Raw genomic sequence first — 15,849 nt, 5'->3', positions numbered from 1 at the left:
GGTCCGTCGCACCGCTTCACCCGAACGTGTGGTCGCTGATGTCAACGCACGGCGGCCCGGGTCTCTTCCTCGCGATCATCGACAGACCGTTCCCCCCTTCACTCACGCCCGCCCGGCAGTCCCGGTTCCCTCCGGTACCGGGCCTGGCGGGACGGAAACCGCCCCGGGGGGAAGGTGTCGGAAGTCACGGCCGGGGCGGGCGGTGTTCGATTTACTCGCGCGTCCGGGCCACTCGGCGATCGGACGCCCGGGCCTCTCGGGCCGTTCGGCGACCGGGCATCCGGGCCTCTCGGTCCGTTCGGCACTCAGGCGCTCAGGCACTCAGGCACTCGGACCTCCCGGGCCGTTCGACACTCAGGCACCCAGGCACTCGGACCTCCCGGGCCGTTCGACACTCAGACACCCAGGCACTCAGCCACTCAGCCACTCGGACCCCGGGCCGTCCGCGCCCATGCGTCCGGGTCGCCCGGGGCTCAGGTCTCGCGCGCCGGCGACCCCGTAGGCACCACCCGGGACAGCACGTCGAACGTGTGCAGCAGCAGCTCCCGCTCTTCCGCGGCGATCTCCTCGACGGGGACGCCCGCGAGCTGCCGGCGGATCACCGTCGCGTACACCGAGCGGTACGCGGCCACGGTCAGCGCCGCCGCCAGCCGCGGCCCGTACGCGTCCGGCCCGGCGCCCTCGGCCTCCGCGAGCAGCCCGGCGAGCGTGGCCTCGAACTCCTCCAGCGCCTCACGTCCGCGCGCCAGCAGCGCCGGCGACTCCACCAGCACCCGCCACCAGTAGCTGTCCCACGCCCCCACCCCGGCGAGCGGGTGCCCCGATTCCAGCAGGTCGAGCGCGAGACCGTGCAGCGCCTCCAGGGGCGAGCACCCTTCGCCGCGCTCCCGTACGGCACGGGTGACCAGCTCCACGGCCTCGGGGACACGGTCGAGGAAGAGGTCCTCCTTGCGGGGGAAGTAGTTGAAGACGGTCATCGTCGAGACCTCGGCGGCGCGGGCGACCTCGGCGACCGTGACGTGGTCGAAGCCGCGCTCGACGAACAGCCGGGTCGCCTCGCCGGAGATCCGTTCGCGGGTCCGGATCTTCTTGAGTTCGCGCAGGGACAGCCCGCCGCCGTCCGTGGCCCCCCGCGCCCCGCCGCGCCGTGGGCTCTTCTCCGTACCGTCAGTCATGACCAAAATTTTAGCCGAAACAAATTTTTAGTGACTACACTCAAGCCCATGGACACGAAGCTGACCGGGGGAACCGACACCCGTCCGGACGTGGTGATCGCCGGAGCCGGACCGGTAGGACTGATGCTCGCTTGCGAACTCGCCCTGCGCCGGGTGCGCGTCGTCGTACTGGAGCGCCTGACCGCGCCGGACGAGACGATCAAGGCCGGGGCCGTCAACACGCCCAGCGCCGAAGCCTTTTATCGCCGCGGGCTGCTGCCCGCGCTCGCCGAGGTGCAGAAGGAGGCCCTGGGCCGGTTCAGCTCCTTCATGCGGCAGCGGCAGGCGGCCGGGGCGACGGCTGTACGCGCGGCACCGAAGTTCGCCGGGCACTTCGCGGGCCTCATGCTGAGCGCCGACCGCCTGGACGAGTCCGACCCGGACTTCCACCACGCGGGGCCGGCCGGTGACGTCGGGCTGGTACCGCAGCTGGCGCTGGAACGGCTGCTGGGCGAGCGCGCCGCGGAACTCGGGGTCGTGGTACGCCGCGGCGTGGAGTTGATCGGCTTCGAGACGGACGAGGGCGGGGACGGAGCCGGAGGCGGGGGCGGGGGTGGCGTGACCGTGCACGTACGTCCGGCTGTGGGAGCCGACGGTGTGGGTCATGCGGATGGTGCGAATAGTGCGGGTGATGTGGGCGGCGCGGACGGTACGGACGGCCGCGCAGCCTCCGCATCGATCCAGGCCGGCTGGCTGGTCGGCTGCGACGGCGGGCGCAGTACGGTCCGCCGGCTCGCCGGGTTCCCCTTCCCCGGCACCGCCCCGGAGATCACCGGCCACCAGGCGCTGGTGGAGATGACCGGCACCGAGAAGCTCGGCACGGGCTGGAACGAGACGGAGACCGGGATCTACGCCCACGGCCCGCTGCCCGGCCGCATCCTCACCGTCGAGTTCGACGGCCCGCCCGCCGACCGCGATGCCCCCATCACCCTGGAAGAGCTGCAGACCAGCCTGCGCAGGACCTCCGGGGTCGACGACGTCACGATCACCAAGGTGCTCACCGCCACCCGTTTCACCGACAACGCCCGCCAGGTGCCCGACTACCGCTCCGGACGCGTCCTGCTGGCCGGCGACGCGGCGCACGTGCACTCGCCGTTCGGCGGCCAGGGGCTGAACCTGGGCATCGGCGACGCGCTGAACCTGGGCTGGAAGCTGGCCGCGACGATTCACGGCCACGCTCCGGAAGGGCTGCTGGACACCTACACCGCCGAGCGGCACCCGATCGGCGCGTGGGTACTGGAGTGGACCCGCGCCCAGATCGCGCTGATGCGGCCGGAGCCGCACGCCCGCGCGCTGCGCGAGGTGGTCCGCGACCTGATCGGCACCGTCACCGGCACCACCTACTTCACCAAGAAGATCTCGGGCGTGTGGCAGGGCTACGACCTGCCCGGCGACCACCCCCTGACCGGCCGCAGCGCCCCCGACCTCGAACTGGCCGACGGCACCCGGCTCGGCGGCCACCTCCAGGACGGGCTGGGCGTGCTGCTGGTCCTCACCGACGACCCGGAGGCGGCCGGGCAGGCCGCGGAACACGCCGCCGGGTACGAGGGGCGGGTGCGCGTGGTGACGGGCCGCTGCCCGAGCCGTCCGGAGCTGGCCGGGCTGCTGGTGCGGCCGGACGGGGTCACGGCTTGGGCGGCGGGTACGGAGGGGCGGCGGGACGGGGAGGAGGTGGCGTCCGGGGGTGGCGCACCGGCCCGTACGGCTGCCCCCACGAACGGAACGGCGACCGCCACCCGTACGACAGAGGCCGCGACCCGCACGGCGGAGGCCGCGACCCGTAAGGCAGAGTCCGCGACCTGCTCGGTGGACGAACTGGCCGCTCTCGGCGACGCGTTGCGCCGGTGGTTCGGTGCTCCTGACGGAGCGGCCGGGTGACGGCCGCGGCTCCGGCCGGCCGCCTCTTACCAGGCCGGCCGGGGCCGCCCGCACCACCCACGGCACACGTCCCCCGCATCCGTCCCCCGCACCCGCGTACGCCACCCGCGTACGCCCGGATCCGTGCGGGCCGACTCCCGCAGACGCCACCGCGGCGCTAGCTTCGGACCATGACCGACAACGTGCCCGACTCCGTGCCGGGTTTCGCACAGGACACCGCCGCCGTGCGGGAGGCGACCGACCGACTGCTCGTCGACGTGGGCAAGTTGGACGACGAGGCGGTCGGTGAACCGTCACTGCTGCCCGACTGGACCCGCGGCCACCTGCTCGCCCATGTGGCGCGCAACGCCGACGCCCTGGTGAACCTGCTGACCTGGGCGCGTACCGGCGTCCGTACCCCGATGTACGCGAGCGCCGAGGCCCGGGACGCCGACATCGCCGAGGGCGCCGACCGGCCGCTCGCGGTGCACCTGGACGACCTGCGGTCCAGCGCCGAGCGCTTCGACGCAGCGGCCGCGGCGCTGCCGCCCGCCCGCCGCCGGTACGAGCTGGAGATGCGCAACGGTGTCCTGGAACGCGCCGACCGGCTGCCGTTCCGCCGGCTGGCCGAGGTCGAGCTGCACCGTATCGACCTGGGGGTCGGTTACGGCATCGAGCAGTTGCCGACGGCCTTCGTCGACGCCGAACTGGCTTTCCTGACGGGCAAGAAGTTCGCGGGGCACGTCGACGTACCGGCCGTGGAACTGCGTACCCCCGACGGGCGGCGGTGGCGGACCGGCCGTACGGAGCACACGGGCGTGGTCACGGAGGGCACCGGCGACGTCCCGTACCTGGTGGTGTCCGGATCCCCCACCGAACTGGTCGGCTGGCTCACCGGACGGGCCAAGGGCACCGGACTCGACACCCGGGGCGGGCCCCTTCCGGCCCTCCCCCCGCTTTAGGGTGGGGCCATGAGCTACACGGGAGCAGTGAAGGTCGGCGGTCCGGCCGACGTGCACGAGCTGGCCGACCTGATGATCTCCAAGGTCGCGGTCGGGCCGATGGACAACAACGCCTATCTGCTGCGCTGCCGCGCGACCGGCGAGCAGCTGCTGATCGACGCCGCGGCCGAGCCGCACACCCTGCTCAGCCTGATCGGTGACAGCGGTATCGCCTCCGTGGTGACCACCCATCAGCACGGTGACCACTGGGGTGCGCTGCGCGAGGTGGTGGACGCGACGGGCGCCCGTACGTACGCGGGCCGGTACGACGCCGACGGCATCCCCGTACCGACCGACGTGCCCGTCGAGGACGGCGACACCGTCACCGTCGGCCGGGTCGAACTGACCGCCCGCCACTTGGTGGGGCACACCCCCGGCAGCATCGCCCTGATCTACGACGACCCGCACGGGCATCCGCACGTCTTCACCGGCGACTGCCTCTTCCCGGGCGGCATCGGGAACACGTGGGGCGACCGGGAGCAGTTCACCAGCCTGCTCGACGACGTCTCGGCCAAGCTCTTCGACCGGCTGCCCGACGAGACCTGGGTCTACCCGGGGCACGGGTCGGACACCACGCTCGGCGCGGAGCGCCCGCACCTCGCCGAGTGGCGCGAACGCGGCTGGTGAGGGGCGGGGCGGCCGGCCGGTGACGGACCGGAGGACGTCTGCCCTCTGAACACGTCGGGATGGGCCGGCCGCCCGCCAGGACGGCCGGTCAGACGTCCACCGCGTCCTTGGTGTCTTCCTTCGTCCCGGCAGCCGCCGCCTGCGCGCGGTCCTGCTTCTTCGACGCCCGCAGACTGGTGACCGTCGTGACCGCCAGGACGGCGCAGATCACGCCGAGCGAGACCGGGATGCTGATCTCGGGGACGCTGACGCCCGACTCGTGGAGGGCGTGCAGCACCAGCTTGACGCCGATGAACCCGAGGATGATCGACAGCCCGTAGGACAGGTGCACCAGCTTCTTCAGCAGTCCGCCGATGAGGAAGTACAGCTGCCGCAGGCCCATCAGGGCGAACGCGTTGGCGGTGAAGACGATGTACGGGTCCTGGGTGAGGCCGAAGATCGCGGGGATCGAGTCCAGCGCGAACAGTACGTCGGTGGTGCCGATCGCCAGCATGACGATCAGCATCGGCGTCATCAGGCGCTTGCCGTTCTCGACGACGAAGAGCTTGGTGCCGTGGTACCGGTCGGTCGACGGGAACCGCTTCTCGACCGTCTTCAGGAACCGGTTCTCCTCGAACTCCTCGTCCTGCTCCCCGGCTCGCGCCTCCTTGATCAGCTTCCAGGCCGTCCAGATGAGGAACGCACCGAAGAGGTAGAACACCCACGAGAAGTTGGCGATGATCGCGGCGCCCGCGCCGATGAACCCGGCGCGCAGCACCAGGGCTATCAGCACACCGATCATCAGCACCCGCTGCTGGTAGACCGTCGGCACCGCGAACTTCGCCATGATCAGGACGAAGACGAAGAGGTTGTCGACGCTCAGCGACTTCTCGGTGATGTAGCCCGCGAAGAACTCACCGGCCGGCTGCCCGCCGCCGAAGACGAGCAGCCCCAGGCCGAAGAGCGCGGCGAGGGCGACCCAGACGGCGGTCCAGATACCGGCCTCCTTGATGGAGACCTCGTGCGGTTTACGGCCGCCGATGAAGAAATCGGCGGTGATCAGGGCGCACAGACCGACGATGGTCAGCACCCACAGATTCAGGGAAACGTCCACTGCTCCTCCGGCAGAGTCGTACGGCACTCACAGCGTCGTCGCTGCCGGAGGTCTCTTCCACCCGAGAGCGCTGTGCCGCGCTCCCCGAGATGGGCCGACGCCCCGGGATCTCGTCAGGGTGCGATCCGTGATGACGGGTACGTCGCGCAGGAATACTCCCCTCCGCACCATTAGAGTAAAGGAAAGGCAATGGATAGTAAAGAGATGGGTAAATGCGCTGGTCAGGCGGGGTACGTGGCGTGTAGTGCCGTAGTGCCCGGGGAGCTCGCGGGACTCAGTGCTCGCGGGTGCCGGTGTGCCCCTGGGACCGGCGGGCCTCGGCCAGGTCGCCCAGGACCTTGCGCAGCACCTGACTGCCGGCCGGCACGCGCGACGGCTCGTACGTCCAGGCGTGCCCGACCCAGGGGTCGGCGAGGTGGGCGTCCGGCACCGGCGTGATGCGCAGCAGGGAGCGCCACAGCGGGTCCAGGACCGGTCCGTACTCCCGTGCCTCGGCCCGGTCGGCGACCATCAGCAGGTGCACGCCGACCGACGGGCCCTCGTCCGCCAGGTAGCGGAGCTGGTTGACGGCGCGGTCGTCGAAGCCGTGCGGGAAGTCGTGGACGATCAGCAGCTGCTCGGCGGTGTCCAGGTCCGGCGGCAGGGCCTCCGCGGCCTGGTTGCGGACCGCCATCTGTACGAGGTCCACGCGCCGGGTCAGCTCGCCGAGCACCGCGGTCACGCCCTGCGCGCCGGTGGCCGGGGGCCTGCGGACGGCGCCCGTCTCCAGCAGCGGCGCCAGAGCGGGCGCCGCCGAACCGGCCGGGTCGATGACCTGGAGGGTGAGTTCGCCGGCCGGGTGGGCGGCCAGCAGGCGGGCGGCGAGCGCGACGGCCGTGTCCACCGCCCGGCGCCGCACCTCGGCCGCGTCGAGCGGTGCGCCGCCGTCCGGGCCGTCGCCGAGGAGCCCGTCGAACCCGTCGAACCCGTCGAGCCCGTCCCTGCCGAAGGTGCTCGCGAACGCGTCGTCGGCGTCCCCCGCACCGTCGAACGTCTGCGGCTGCCCGCTGTCGATCCACAGCCCCCGGTCCATCGGCAGCCGTACGAGCATGGGGATGCGCAGGTCCGGGCACTCCGGCAGGCGCAGATCACCGAGCCGTACCGCCGTCGGGTACTCCTCCGGGGGCCGGTAGCCCTGCCAGACCGGGCTGCTCCAGGCGGCGAACGCCGGGGGCAGGGCGGGCTCGACGACCTCGGCCTCGGCGGTGAGCTGGGCCAGGTCGCGGTCGAGGACCTCGCGGGCCTGGGCCGCGAGGCGGGCGTGCTTGTCGTGCGCGGCGGAGCGCGCGGCGTCGGCGGCCGCTCCGATGCGGTTACGGGGGTCGGCGTTGACGGCGTCCAGTTCCTTCGCCAGGCGGGACTGGGCGAAGTCCATGGCGCTGCGGTAGGCGGCGACGGTCCGCGCCAGGTCCTCGAACATGCCCCAGACCTGGTTGTAGAGCCGCTCTTCGGGGGTCCGTCCGGCGGCGTCACCGGCGACCGGGCCGGCGGGGCGCGCCTCACCGGACGCGGGCGCGGCGGGGGCGGGCGTGGCCGGTGCGGGACTGGCAGGGGCGTGTGTGGGACTGGCAGAGGCGTGTGTGGGGCTGGCAGGAGCGTGTGTGGGGCTGGCAGGAGCGTGTGTGGGCGTGGGGGCCGCGGAGGTGTCCGGGCGCGGCTGCGGGGGCGTGGAGCGGCGCTTCGGGTGCCGGTAGTCGATGGGGCCGCTGCCCTCGGAGGGGGTACGGGGCTGGGACTCAGGAGCGGCGTTCTGGCGGCCGGCGACCGGGTGGGCAGCGTCCGGACGGGCGGCAACCGGGTGGGTGGCATCCGGATGAGCGGCGTCCGGATGAGCGGCGTCCGGATGAGCGGCGTCCGGATGAGCGGCGTCCGGATGAGCGGCGTCCGGGGCCGTGGCCCGGCCGGAGGCGGGCGTCCCAGCGGGGCCGGCCGGCGCGGGGCGGCCGGCTGCCGCGGGGCGGTCCGTCGGCGCGGCACGGTCGGCTGCCGCGGCGGGGACCGGTACCGAGCGCGCGTGGCCGCTGCGTACCGCTTCCTGGATCTCCGAGGCCAGTTCGGCGGCCTGCGGCAGGCCCTGGTCCTGGAGGAGCGCCGGGAGCCCGCCCGCGTACCCCTGCCCCACGGCCCGCACCTTCCAGGCGCCCTGCCTGCGGTACAGCTCCACCGCGACGACGGCGGTCTCCGCGTCGAGGTCCACGAGCGTGTAGGTGGCGAGCTCCGTGCCGTCCAGGCCCGTCACGGCGACGAACGGTGCCGCCGCCGCGCCGAAGGCCGCCGGACCGCCGATGCCGACGGGCAGCGCGAGCAGCACGCTCGCGCGGTGCACGGCGGCGGGCAGGGCGTCCAGGTCGAGCGCGATCCGGTGTTCGGCGGCGGCCTGCCGGGGCACCTCGACGCCGTCACGGCGTGGCGCGCCGGGATGGGCGACCGCTTCGGCACCCGCGAGGCTGCCCTGTTCGCCGGCGAGCGTCACCCCCGCGACGACCGGCCCGCCCGCCGCGATCCTGATCTCCAAACGGGTCCGGTCCAGTGGGTGGTTCTGCCCGCGGACAAGCTCGGCCGTCATCGTCGTTCCCCCGAAGTGTGGTGCGCCCCGTGCTCGCCGACGGGACCTGGTGCGTGCTTACAGGTACGGCAGGATCGCCGGGACGACGTCCTTGAACGTACGGCCGTTGGACGGTTCGCCGATCGCGGTCATCTGCCAGCCGTTGCCGGAACGGTGCACCTTGCTCATGATCTGCGCGGTGTAGTCACCGCCGCCGGTGAGGGTGTAGCGGGCGAGTTCCTGGCCGGTGGTCTCGTCGACCAGCCGGCAGAAGGCGTCCTGCACCTCGGCGAAGGTCTGCCCGGTGAAGGAGTTCACCGTGAAGACGATCTGGTCGATGTGCACCGGCACCCGCGACAGGTCGACGAGGATCGCCTCGTCGTCCCCGCCCTGCCCCGCGCCGCCGACCACGTTGTCGCCGGTGTGCCGCACCGAGCCGTCGTCGCTGATCAGGTGCTGGAAGAAGACGACGTCCATGGGCTGCTTGTCGGCGAACAGCACCGCCGAGGCGTCGAGGTCGATCTCCCGGGTGCGCGATCCGAACAGGCCGCGGCGGGGCGCCGAACGCCAGCCCAGTCCCATCCGTACCGCGGTCAGCGTCCCCCCGTCGGACTTCGCCAGGCTGATGCCCTGCCCCTTGGACAAGTTGACCGACACGTGCCGTCCCCTCTCGCTCTGTTCTCCCCGTTGCCGCCTCCCCGACGGCCTCCCCCGACCCTATGCACGGCCCGCCCCCGGCACGCACCCGCCCCACGCTTTGTGGCGTTCCTGCAACACATCCGGACCGCGAAGCCCCCGGCGCACGCCGGCGGCCACACCCCCGTACGCCGGGGCGACCGCCACGCTCCCCGTACCCCTCCCTGTACGGCCGCCCCGGCGACGTGCCCCGTACGGCCACCCCGGTCACACGCTCCGTACGACCGGGACGATCATGCTCTCCGTACGACCGGACGGTCACGCTCCTCGTACGACCACGGGCCCGCCGCGGTCGCGTCTTCTCCTCCTCCCCCGTCAGCGCAGCCCCGCCTCCTTCATCTGACGCAGTTCCTTCTTCAGTTCGCCGACCTCGTCGCGCAGCCGGGCGGCCACCTCGAACTGCAACTCCGCGGCGGCGGCCCGCATCCGGTCGGTCATCTCCTCGATGAGCTCGGCCAGTTCCGCGGCGGGCCGGTCGGTGGGCGTGCCGCCCTTCGCGGCCTTGCCCTTGGCCGCCTTGCCGCCCAGCGCGGGCACCGGCGCCTTGCCCTTGGCGTCCTTGCCCTCGGCCCCCTTGCGGTAGCCCGTGCCCAGCAGCTCCTGGGTGTCGATCTCCTCGCGTGCGAGCGTGGCGACGATGTCGCCGATCTTCTTGCGGAGGGGCTGCGGGTCGATGCCCTTCTCCTTGTTGTACGCGAGCTGCTTCTCCCGGCGGCGGTTGGTCTCGTCGATGGCCCTCCGCATCGCCGGAGTGATCTTGTCCGCGTACATGTGGACCTGCCCCGAGACGTTCCGGGCGGCCCGGCCGATGGTCTGGATCAGCGACGTGCCCGAGCGGAGGAAGCCCTCCTTGTCGGCGTCCAGGATCGCCACCAGCGACACCTCGGGCAGGTCGAGGCCCTCCCGCAGCAGGTTGATGCCGACCAGCACGTCGTACTCGCCGGCCCGCAGCTCCCGCAGCAGCTCCACGCGGCGCAGGGTGTCCACGTCGCTGTGCAGATAGCGGACCTGGATGCCCAGCTCGACGAAGTAGTCCGTGAGGTCCTCGGCCATCTTCTTGGTGAGGGTGGTGACCAGGACCCGCTCGTCCTTCTCCGTACGCGTACGGATCTCGTGCACCAGGTCGTCGATCTGGCCCTCGGTGGACTTGACGATCACCTCGGGGTCGACCAGGCCCGTCGGGCGGATGATCTGCTCCACGTACCCGTCGGAACGGGAGAGCTCGTACGAGCCGGGCGTCGCCGACAGGTAGACGGTCTGGCCGACGCGCTCCAGGAACTCCTCCCACTTCAGCGGCCGGTTGTCGAGGGCGGAGGGCAGCCGGAAGCCGTGCTCGACCAGGGTGCGCTTGCGGGAGGCGTCGCCCTCGTACATCGCGCCGATCTGCGGCACGGTGACGTGCGACTCGTCGATGACCAGGAGGAAGTCGTCCGGGAAGTAGTCCAGGAGGGTGTTCGGCGCGGTGCCGGGGGCGCGGTCGTCCATGTGCATCGAGTAGTTCTCGATGCCGGAGCACGAGCCGACCTGGCGCATCATCTCGATGTCGTAGGTCGTGCGCATCCGCAGCCGCTGGGCCTCCAGGTGCTTGCCCTGCTTCTCCATCGTGGCGAGACTCTCGGCCAGCTCCGCCTCGATGCCGGCGATGGCCTTCTCCATGCGCTCCGGGCCGGCGACGTAGTGGCTGGCCGGGAAGACGTACAGCTGCTGGTCCTCGCTGATGACCTCGCCGGTCAGCGGGTGGAGGGTGGAGAGCGCCTCGATCTCGTCACCGAACATCTCGATGCGGACGGCCAGCTCCTCGTAGACCGGGAAGATCTCGATGGTGTCGCCGCGGACGCGGAACGTGCCCCGGGTGAAGGCCATGTCGTTGCGGGTGTACTGGATGTCGACGAAGCGGCGCAGCAGCTGGTCGCGGTCGATCTCGTCACCGACCTTGAGCGGCACCATGCGGTCCACGTACTCCTGGGGCGTACCCAGGCCGTAGATGCAGGAGACCGAGGCGACCACGACCACGTCACGCCGGGTGAGCAGGGAGTTCGTCGCGGAGTGGCGCAGCCGTTCGACCTCCTCGTTGATCGAGGAGTCCTTCTCGATGTAGGTGTCCGACTGCGGGACGTACGCCTCGGGCTGGTAGTAGTCGTAGTACGAGACGAAGTACTCGACGGCGTTGTTGGGCAGCAGCTCCCGGAACTCGTTGGCGAGCTGTGCCGCGAGGGTCTTGTTGGGCGCCATGACGAGGGTCGGCCGCTGCAGCTTCTCGATCATCCACGCGGTGGTCGCCGACTTGCCGGTACCGGTCGCGCCGAGCAGGACGACGTCCTTCTCCCCACCGCTGACGCGCTGCGCCAGCTCGGCGATGGCCGCCGGCTGGTCGCCGCTGGGCTGATACGGGCTGACGACCTCGAAAGGTGCCACCGTGCGTTCGATCTTGGATACGGGCCGCATGGAACCAACCGTACGACTCCCCACTGACAACCGGCCGTAAAACGCTCCGACCAGCGGTTCCGCCGGCAGTTACGGCGGGGCGGCGGGTGGGGGACGTGCGGGGCAGGGGACGGCGCGGGGCGGCCGTAGGTACAGAACCGGCCAGCGGGGCCGGGCGGGCCGTTTTCCCGGCTTCCGGGCGTGGAGGCCGGGACTCCGCACCCCGCGCCGAGTCCGGCACGTACGGACGTTGAGTGCGGTGTGAGCAGCGCACGCGACCGGAGCGTTCAAACACAGGGCACAGGACACTTCTCGTTCCCTTTCTGTCCATCAGACGCCTGTCTTCCGGTACACCCCGGCTGCGACTCTCGGCGCGTCCCCATGTCGTCACTAGGAGTTCGTATGCGCATCCGTCCTGTCGCCGCTGTCGCCACCGCCGCCGGGGTGCTCATGGGCCTGGCCGCGTCCCTGCTCCCCGCCACCGGCGCCCAGGCCGCCGACAGCCACCCCAGAGGGGTGACGACCGTCGCCCACCGGGGCGCCTCCGCCTACGCGCCCGAGAACACCCTCGCCGCCGTCGACGCGGCGGCCGACCTGGGGTTCGCGTGGGTGGAGAACGACGTCCAGCGCACCAAGGACGGCGAGCTGGTCGTCCTGCACGACACCTCGCTCGCCCGGACGACCGACGTGGAGCAGGTCTTCCCCGGCCGGGCACCCTGGAACGTCGCCGATTTCACGCTCAAGGAAATCGAGCAGTTGGACGCCGGCAGCTGGTTCGGCCCGAAGTTCGCCGGCGAGCGTGTCCCGACGCTGGAGGACTACATGGACGCGGTCGAGGACAACGGCCAGAAGTTGCTGCTGGAGATCAAGTCGCCCGAGCTCTACCCCGGCATCGAGCGGCAGATCCTCAAGGAGCTGCGCGCGGAGGGCTGGCTGGACCGCCACCACGTCAAGCACCGGCTGATCGTGCAGAGCTTCAGCGCCGACTCGGTGAAGAAGGTCCACGGTCTGCGCCGCGACGTCAAGACCGGCTTCCTCGGGACACCCGCCGTCGCCGAACTCCCCACGTACGCGGCTTTCGCCGACCAGATCAACCCCCAGTACAAGTCGATCGACGCCGGGTACGTCGCGTCCGTGCACAAGACCAAGGGCCCGCACGGCCGGCCGCTGGAGGTCTTCACCTGGACCATCGACGACGCCGCCAACGCGGTCAAGGCCGCCGGGCAGGGCGTGAACGGCATCATCAGCAACAAGCCGGACGTCGTCCGCGACGCCCTGGAGGGCGCCGGCCGCTAGGACGGAAGAGAGCGGCGGGCATCGGAACCGGTGCGTGCGACGCCCCCTGGACTCGGTTCCGGGGGCGTTGTCAGTGGCAGGCCATAGGCTGATGCCGTGATGAACGCAGAGCGTGAGCAGCGTGATCAGCGGGCCGGTCCGGACGAGCCGGCCGCGCGCGGCGAAGCACGCGGGCGGCCGGAGCCGAAGGAGCCGCGCGACTGGGCCTGGCGCGTGCTGGACACGCCCATCGGCCCCCTGCTGCTCGCGGCGACCCGAGAAGGCCTGGCGCTGGTCGGCTTCCACGCCGACGAGCGGACCACCCACCGCACGCTGAACCGCCTCCGGCAGGCGTTCGGCCGGGATCCGCTCCCGGAGATATCCCACCTGACCACGGCCTCCGACGAGCTGGCCCGGTATTTCGACGGCGGCCTGCGGGCCTTCACCGTCCCTCTGGACTGGTCGCTGTCCTCGGGCTTCAACGAGCGGGTGCTGCGCGTGCTGGCCGCCCATGTCGCGTACGGCACGGTGGTGGGTTATCAGGATCTGGCCGACCGGGTCGGTGAGCCGGGAGCCGCCCGCGCGGTGGGCGCCGCCATGGGCTCCAACCCGCTTCCGGTCGTCGTGCCGTGCCACCGGGTGGTGTCCAGTGACGGCGGCATCGGCGGTTTCGGCGGTGGCCTGGAGACCAAGCGCCAACTGCTGGCCCTGGAGGGCGTCCTTCCGCAGCCGCTGTTCTGACCCCGGCCCGTGCCCGCCTCCGGCACGTCTCCCCCCTCCACCGGTCCCTCTGAAGGAAGACGCCACCAGCCATGTCCCGTCAGATCGCCCTGCTCCGCGGCATCAACGTCGGCGGCAACAAGAGATTCCCCATGGCGCGGCAGCGCGAGCTGTTCGCATCGCTGGGCCACACGGACGTGACGGTCCTCCTTCAGACCGGCAACATCGTCTTCGCCGACCCGGGCACGCCGCCCGAGGAGACCGCGCGCCGCATCGAGGCCCGGATCGCCGAGGACCTGGGCTTCAGCGTCCCCGTGCTGGTCCGGACGCGCGACGAGCTGGCCGCCACGGTCGCGGCCAATCCCTTCCCGGAGGCGGTGGCGGAGCCGAAGACCCTGCATGTGACGTTTCTGTCCGGTGCCCCCGCCGACCCGGCCCCGCTGGCGGCCCTGGATCGCGACACGTACGTGCCGGACCGGCTCCGGCTGATCGGCCGCGACCTGTACCTGTGGTGCCCGAACGGAATCGGCCGCTCCAAACTCGCCGAAGCCGTCTCCCGCGCCCGGCTCGGCGTGACGGCCACGGCCCGCAACTGGAACACGGTGACCAAGCTGCTGGCCCTGGCCGACGCCTGACGCGGTACCGAGGGGAGGGGGGTGCCAGACGACAGCGTGGTCAGTGGAGCGAGGTGTCGGCCGGTCCCGTCGCGAAGCGGGTGAACCGTACCCGCAGGCCGGCCCGCTGCGGCGAGCAGCAGAAGGGCCCCGCGTACGCCGTCGCCTCCGGGTCCAGCGGCGCCAGCCGCACCAGGCGCCACGGCTCCTGCTCGCGCCGCGCCCGTACGGTCAGCGCGTCACCGCTGCGGCTCACGCGCACCGTGACCTCGCGTCCCGCCCACGTCGGTACGGGCGCCAGCGACCAGTCCGACCACTCCCGGGTGACCACCGCACCGAGCTGCGGCGCTCCGTCGCTCATCTCCACCCCTGCCTTGACCCAGGTGCGGTCGTCCACCCGCACCATCGCCCCGGCCTGGTCGTACAGTGCGTCGAACGCGGCGATGAAGGACACCTCGACGGCCGAGTCCACGGGAAAGGCCGTGAGCAGCGCGTGGCCGGTGTCCCGGACGAAGCCGTAACTGGTGTGCCGCCAGAAGTCACTGCCCTCGGCGGTCGTGACGACCAGCGGCCCGCCGTCCGGGGCTCCGGGATCGCGGACCGCCTCCGGCGGCGGGTTCAGCCACTGCGCCGCGTCCGTGTCCCAGCCGATGTCCTCCATGCGCAGCGCCCCTTCCGGATTCCCGCACGTCGTGGTCATCGGCCCACGCTAACCGGCGCCGTCGTCCTCGGGGCGCGGCCGGGTCCGTGCGGTCAGCCGGGTCCAGCCGGTCAGCCGTGGCCGTTCCAGGCCGGGCGGTTCGGGTCGTCCGTCTTCACGACGACGTCAGCGGCCTCCTCGGGCCGTACCTCGTCCTCGTACCGTGCGAAGGCGGGCAGCGTCCACCGCTCGTCCTGCGGGGTGCGGCGGGCCAGCGCGGCGGACGACAGCTTCAGGTGGACCGACAGGTCGAACGGGAACCAGTGCCCGAACAGCAGCGGGCCGTGCAGCAGCAGCACGCCTCCCGGCGGCAGTTCGGTGTACGGGCTGCGCGTGGCCCGGTCCGTCCGGGGATCCCACAGGTCCGGCAGCACCCGGCCCGTACCGCCAGGATCGAGCGGCGTGAACACCTCGCGCCAGAGGGCCTGCCGGTCGAACCACGCGTCGTAGTACGCGTCGGGGTCCTCCTTGCCGTACTCCAGGCGAAGGGAGGCGGGGCGCAGGAATCCGTCGGCCGCGACGGCGTGCACGGGCCTGCCGCGCAGCCGCAGCGCTTCGGCGAGCAGCTCGGCGGCCTCCGCCGTACGGGCCGCCGGCGCTCCGTCGACGGCGACGCGCAGCCACGGACTGCCGTCCGCCGACGCCGTCGCGTTGATGCGCTCGGCGAGCGCGTCCGTCAGCCGGTCCCAGGTGATCGCTTCGAGCCGCACCTCTTCATTCTGCCGGGCGCGCCGGACGGACGGGCACACCGGCTAGGGTGGCCGGTCGGGCCAGGGGTGAAGGGTGAGGCGTGTGGGGGAAACGGACGCGGACGGGCAGAGGTGGCTGCGGGTTCCGGTCGGCCCGGAGGCGGCGCAGTGGTCCACCCGGGCCGGAGCCGCGCGCGTCCTGTTCGTGGTGCACAACGTCACCTCCGCCACCCGGCTCCTGGACGTGCTGCCCCTGTTCGACGCCGACCCGCGCGTCCAGTGCCTGGCCACGTGTACCGGTTCCTCCCCGTTCCTGCACGGCGTACCCGAACTGCTGGCGGAAGCCGGGCTGCCC

The 15,849-nt window shown here is 72.0% G+C and carries 13 protein-coding genes; 6 read left to right on the top strand and 7 right to left on the bottom strand.

The window, feature by feature from the left end:
- Positions 1-473: 473 nt before the first annotated feature.
- Positions 474-1,175, bottom strand: coding sequence for a TetR family transcriptional regulator (locus AB0L45_RS11170; RefSeq protein WP_365838377.1), 702 nt, complete (start codon positions 1,173-1,175; stop codon positions 474-476).
- A 48-nt stretch (positions 1,176-1,223) separates the two neighbouring features.
- Here AB0L45_RS11170 and AB0L45_RS11165 point away from each other — a divergent pair, with 48 nt between their 5' ends.
- From AB0L45_RS11165 to AB0L45_RS11155, 3 genes are all read left to right on the top strand, one after another.
- Positions 1,224-3,092 carry an FAD-dependent monooxygenase gene (locus tag AB0L45_RS11165; protein ID WP_365838375.1) on the top strand — a complete coding sequence of 623 codons (1,869 nt, stop codon included), beginning with the start codon at positions 1,224-1,226 and terminating at the stop codon, positions 3,090-3,092.
- A gap of 170 nt (positions 3,093-3,262) precedes the next feature.
- Complete coding sequence (locus AB0L45_RS11160) at positions 3,263-4,033, top strand: maleylpyruvate isomerase family mycothiol-dependent enzyme (RefSeq protein WP_365838373.1); 771 nt, start codon at positions 3,263-3,265, stop codon at positions 4,031-4,033.
- A gap of 9 nt (positions 4,034-4,042) precedes the next feature.
- The gene (locus AB0L45_RS11155; protein ID WP_365838371.1) at positions 4,043-4,699 is read left to right on the top strand and encodes an MBL fold metallo-hydrolase; all 657 of its coding nucleotides are present in this window, start codon (positions 4,043-4,045) and stop codon (positions 4,697-4,699) included.
- A gap of 88 nt (positions 4,700-4,787) precedes the next feature.
- On the opposite strand, the gene AB0L45_RS11150 is transcribed toward AB0L45_RS11155, so the two are convergent.
- The 4 genes from AB0L45_RS11150 to uvrB all read right to left on the bottom strand — a co-directional run bounded on the left by AB0L45_RS11150 (position 4,788) and on the right by uvrB (position 11,517).
- Positions 4,788-5,792 (bottom strand): TerC family protein, encoded by a 1,005-nt coding sequence (locus AB0L45_RS11150; protein ID WP_365838369.1) that lies wholly within the window; start codon positions 5,790-5,792, stop codon positions 4,788-4,790.
- A 274-nt stretch (positions 5,793-6,066) separates the two neighbouring features.
- On the bottom strand, positions 6,067-8,397 hold the full coding sequence (locus tag AB0L45_RS11145) for a TerD family protein (RefSeq protein WP_365838367.1): 2,331 nt from the start codon (positions 8,395-8,397) through the stop codon (positions 6,067-6,069).
- A gap of 57 nt (positions 8,398-8,454) precedes the next feature.
- Positions 8,455-9,033 (bottom strand): TerD family protein, encoded by a 579-nt coding sequence (locus AB0L45_RS11140; RefSeq protein ID WP_365838365.1) that lies wholly within the window; start codon positions 9,031-9,033, stop codon positions 8,455-8,457.
- A gap of 354 nt (positions 9,034-9,387) precedes the next feature.
- Entirely contained in the window at positions 9,388-11,517 is a 2,130-nt protein-coding gene (gene uvrB / locus AB0L45_RS11135) for an excinuclease ABC subunit UvrB (RefSeq protein WP_365838363.1), read from the bottom strand.
- A 381-nt stretch (positions 11,518-11,898) separates the two neighbouring features.
- On the opposite strand from uvrB, the gene AB0L45_RS11130 reads away from it, so the two are divergent.
- The 3 genes from AB0L45_RS11130 to AB0L45_RS11120 all read left to right on the top strand — a co-directional run bounded on the left by AB0L45_RS11130 (position 11,899) and on the right by AB0L45_RS11120 (position 14,126).
- Entirely contained in the window at positions 11,899-12,792 is an 894-nt protein-coding gene (locus AB0L45_RS11130) for a glycerophosphodiester phosphodiesterase family protein (protein ID WP_365838361.1), read from the top strand.
- A gap of 99 nt (positions 12,793-12,891) precedes the next feature.
- Positions 12,892-13,512 (top strand): methylated-DNA--[protein]-cysteine S-methyltransferase, encoded by a 621-nt coding sequence (locus AB0L45_RS11125; protein ID WP_365838581.1) that lies wholly within the window; start codon positions 12,892-12,894, stop codon positions 13,510-13,512.
- 71 nt (positions 13,513-13,583) lie between these two features.
- Positions 13,584-14,126, top strand: coding sequence for a DUF1697 domain-containing protein (locus AB0L45_RS11120; RefSeq protein WP_365838359.1), 543 nt, complete (start codon positions 13,584-13,586; stop codon positions 14,124-14,126).
- 40 nt (positions 14,127-14,166) lie between these two features.
- Here the strand turns inward: AB0L45_RS11120 and AB0L45_RS11115 are convergent, their stop codons facing one another.
- Entirely contained in the window at positions 14,167-14,805 is a 639-nt protein-coding gene (locus tag AB0L45_RS11115; RefSeq protein WP_365838358.1) for a DUF1349 domain-containing protein, read from the bottom strand.
- A 71-nt stretch (positions 14,806-14,876) separates the two neighbouring features.
- The gene (locus tag AB0L45_RS11110; RefSeq protein ID WP_365838356.1) at positions 14,877-15,515 is read right to left on the bottom strand and encodes a uridine kinase; all 639 of its coding nucleotides are present in this window, start codon (positions 15,513-15,515) and stop codon (positions 14,877-14,879) included.
- Between the last annotated feature and the right edge of the window lie 334 nt (positions 15,516-15,849).

This window comes from Streptomyces sp. NPDC052496, assembly GCF_040679095.1.
Taxonomy (GTDB): Bacteria; Actinomycetota; Actinomycetes; order Streptomycetales; family Streptomycetaceae; genus Streptomyces.
The sequence above is the reverse complement of the archived record's forward strand: the minus strand, read 5'-3'. Positions and strand labels throughout refer to the sequence as shown.